Annotated in this window: 4 protein-coding genes; all 4 read right to left on the reverse strand. The window is 72.7% G+C overall.

Annotated elements, in window-relative coordinates:
- Positions 1–82: 82 nt before the first annotated feature.
- Entirely contained in the window at positions 83–574 is a 492-nt protein-coding gene (locus tag SACHA_RS0112130) for a glutathione peroxidase (protein ID WP_028663119.1), read from the reverse strand.
- Positions 575–624: 50 nt separating this feature from the next.
- A complete protein-coding gene (locus SACHA_RS0112135; protein WP_019810045.1) occupies positions 625–1,833 on the reverse strand; it encodes an ABC transporter permease in 1,209 nt (402 codons plus the stop codon).
- Positions 1,833–2,729 carry an ABC transporter ATP-binding protein gene (locus SACHA_RS0112140; RefSeq protein ID WP_028663120.1) on the reverse strand — a complete coding sequence of 299 codons (897 nt, stop codon included), beginning with the start codon at positions 2,727–2,729 and terminating at the stop codon, positions 1,833–1,835. The genes SACHA_RS0112135 and SACHA_RS0112140 overlap by 1 nt, the downstream gene beginning before the upstream one ends.
- 102 nt (positions 2,730–2,831) lie before the next feature.
- Positions 2,832–3,560 (reverse strand): response regulator transcription factor, encoded by a 729-nt coding sequence (locus SACHA_RS0112145; RefSeq protein WP_019810048.1) that lies wholly within the window; start codon positions 3,558–3,560, stop codon positions 2,832–2,834.
- Position 3,561 lies beyond the last annotated feature (1 nt).

Consider the following 3,561-nt stretch of genomic DNA (forward strand, 5'->3'; position numbering starts at 1 on the left):
GGCGGGGTGGTGGCCGGGTTCGGACTGGCCGCGGCGGTCCGGACACTCCCGGGGCATGCCCCGGCCACCCGTCCGCGCCCCCTCAGCACCGGGCCAGTGCGGCCTCCACGGCGGTGACGATCTCGTCCGACTCCGGTTCCGTGCCCGGGCGGAACCGGGCGAGCACCGTCCCCGCGCCGTCGAGCAGGAACTTCTCGAAGTTCCACTGCACGTCCCCGGCCTCGCCGTCCGCGTCCGGGTGCCGCACCAGCTCGGCGTACAGCGGATGCCGGTCCGGCCCGTTCACGTCGATCTTGGCGAACATCGGGAACGTGACGCCGTACGTCGTCGCGCAGAACGTCGCGATCTCCTCCGCCCCGCCCGGTTCCTGTCCGGCGAACTGGTTGCACGGGAAGCCCGCGACCGTGAAGCCGCGGTCGGCGTACCGTTCGTGCAGCCGTTCCAGGCCGGAGTACTGCGGGGTCAACCCGCACCGCGACGCCACGTTGACGACCAGCAGCACCCGCGCGCCGAGGGACGTCAGCGTGGCCGGCTCGTCCGACAGCGTCCGCAGTTCCAGCCCGGTCACCGACATCGGCTCCACCCTTCCTTCGTGATCATCGTCGGTGCCGACCCTACCGCCGGTCACGCCCGGTCCCCGGACGGTCGGTCGTCCGCGCGACCCCACGCCTGGGCCAGGCCGATCCGGCCGCGGGTCTGCAACAGTGCCCCGGAGTACACCCGGCTCGCGAGCAGCACGATCACCACGAGCGCCGCGACGAGCACCCCGAGGGAGACCAGCGCCTCCCAGACCTGCGCGTCCCCGGTGAACAGGCGCACCGGCATCCCCACCGGAGCGGAGAACGGCACGTAGGACAGCACGGCGAGCACCCCCGCGTTGTCACCGAAGAACACCACGGCGAAGTAGGGCAGCATGACGAACAGCATCACCAGGCTCGTGCTCGATCCGAGGTCCTCCTGCCTGCTGACCACGGAGCCCGCGACCGCCCACATCGCCGCCAGCAGCACGAAGCCGAGGAGCATGAACGGCACGAACCACCCCACCGCCGGGGCGAGCACGGACAGGAGGTCGGTGTGTCCCCCGAGCCGGAGCGCGACGGGCGCGAGGACGGCGAGCGCGAGGACCTGCCCGATCGTCAGCAGGGAGTGCCCGGCGATCTTCCCGGCCAGCAGCGCCCGCACCGGGACGGTGGAGACCAGGATCTCGACGATCCGGGTCTGCTTCTCGGTGACCGTGCTCTGCGCGATCGCGATGCCCCCCATGCCGAACATCAGAAACAGCAGACCGAACACGATCGTGACCAGCGCCCGTTCCCCCTCACCGGCGTCGTCCGGGCTCTCGATGATCTCCACCGGCGGGAGACTGCCGAGCGCGTCCAGGATCACCAGCGGTGGCTCGGACGCCGCCAGGACGTGCACACCGGGGTCCGACCCGTCGGGGTCCGACCCGTCGGTGTCGTCCGGCGTGACGATCGCCCGGACCTCCCCGTCGGCCAGCAGGTGCCCGGCGCCCGCGGGATCGTCGACCTCGAGGATCCGGATGTCGTCGGCGGCCGCCTCCAGCCCCGGGGGCGGGTCGATGCCCACGACCGCGACGCCGGGCCTGCCGTCGTCCCCGTCATCCCCGCCGTCGCCGAACAGCGACGGCAGCAGCGCGGTCGCGAACAGGCCCACGACGAGCGTGGCGAAGCCGATCCACCAGCTCTTCATCCGGAGGAAACTGCGGATCTCCCGCTCGGCCACCAGCCGCGTGGCCGACCAGAACGACGTCCCGGTTCCCGGGCCGGTCGCCGGAGCGGATGCGGTCGGGGTCCGCGTGTCCGTCGACGTCATCACACGACCTCCTTGAAGATCTCCTCGAGGGTGGGCACGACCGGTGCGAAGGTGCGCACCGGTCCCCGGTCCAGCGCCGCCCGCAGCACCGCCTGGTCGGCGCCGTCCCCCGGATCCGCCGCATCGTCGAGCTCGAAGACCGCGCGGGCTCCGTCGAGGTCGAGCACCCGCACCCCGGGCAGGTCCCGCAGCCATCCGGCGTCGGAGTCCACCACCATCTCGTACCGTGTCCTGCCGTACCGGTGGCGCAGCTCCGTGCGCTCCCCCGCGGCGGCGATCTCCCCCTCGGAGATGATGACCAGGTCGTCGCACAGCCGTTCGACCACGGCGAGCTGGTGACTGGAGAACAACACGGGCACGCCGGCGGCGGCACGGTCGCGCAGCACGGCGAGCACCGTCTCCACCGCGATCGGGTCGAGCCCGGAGAACGGTTCGTCGAGGATCAGCAGCACCGGATCGTGCACCAGCGCCGCCGCGACCTGCGCACGCTGCTGGTTGCCGAGCGAGAGCTCTTCCAGCTTGTCGTCGGCGCGCGGCGCGAGTTCGAGCTGGTCGAGCAGTCGCCCGGTGTTGCGGCGGGCGGCGGCACGGTCGAGTCCGTGCAGCTGTCCCAGCCAGGCGATCTGCTCGGCCACCCGCATCTTCGGGTACAGCCCGCGCTCCTCCGGCATGTAGCCGAACCGTTGGCGCGAGACCTGGGTCACCGGACGTCCGTCCCAGGTCACACCGCCCGAGTCGGCGGCGAGCACCCCCAGGATGATCCGCATGGCGGTGGTCTTGCCCGCGCCGTTGGCACCCAGGAACCCGGTCATGCGCCCCGGCCGGACCTCGAAGGAGACGTCGTCGAGCGCACGGTGCGCCCCGAAGCTCCGGCTGATCGATGTCACGGTCAACATGACGGCGGAGTCAATCACAGGACACCGGCCGCGGACGTCCTGCGCGCGACCGACCCGTGCCTCCGTCCCACGGGGGACGGCGCACCGCGCCGGGCACGTCGGTCACTCCCGGCCGGGGGCCACGATGCCGTTCTCGTAGGCGTACACCACGGCGTGGGTGCGGTCGCGCAGGTTCAGCTTCGTCAGCACCCGGGACACGTGCGTCTTCACGGTCGTCTCCCCCATGAACAGTCGGCCGGCGATCTCGGCGTTGCTCGCCCCGCGGGCCAGGGACACGAGCACGTCGAACTCCCGGTCGGTCAGCTCCGGCGGACGCCACCCGGCGGCACCGGGGGCGGGGGCGGTCCGCCCCGCGAACCGGGCGATGACGCGGCGGGTCACCTCGGGCGAGAGCAGCGCGTCCCCGCGGGCCACCACGCGGACCGAGTCGATCAAATCCTCCGGGGCGGCGTTCTTCAGCAGGAACCCGCTCGCCCCGGCGTGCAGGGCCTCGAAGAGGTAGTCCTCGCGGTCGAAGGTGGTGAGGATGATGACCCGGGCCCCGACCGGGCCCGCCGGGGCACCCGGCGCCGTGCCCAGGATGCGGCGGGTCGCCTCCAGCCCGTCCACCCGGGGCATCCGGACGTCCATCAGCACCACGTCGGCCTCCGTACGGGTGGTGACCGCGACGGCCTCGTCCCCGTCCCCGGCCTCGCCGACCACCTCGATTCCGGGCTCGGCCCCGAGGATGACGCGGAAACCCGCCCGCACGAGATCCTGGTCGTCGGCGAGGACGACCCGCAGCCGCCGGTCCGCGTGCGGCTCCGCGGGCACCGCCGCGGACGGGTCCACC

Source organism: Saccharomonospora halophila 8, assembly GCF_000383775.1.
Taxonomy (GTDB): Bacteria; Actinomycetota; Actinomycetes; order Mycobacteriales; family Pseudonocardiaceae; genus Saccharomonospora; species Saccharomonospora halophila.

What these genes read in the sequence shown, in the direction of transcription:
- SACHA_RS0112135 (WP_019810045.1), bottom strand. Translation starts at nt 1,833, where the DNA reads ATGACGTCGACGGACACGCGGACCCCGACCGCATCCGCTCCGGCGACC.
- SACHA_RS0112140 (WP_028663120.1), bottom strand. Translation starts at nt 2,729, where the DNA reads ATGTTGACCGTGACATCGATCAGCCGGAGCTTCGGGGCGCACCGTGCG.
- SACHA_RS0112130 (WP_028663119.1), bottom strand. Translation starts at nt 574, where the DNA reads ATGTCGGTGACCGGGCTGGAACTGCGGACGCTGTCGGACGAGCCGGCC.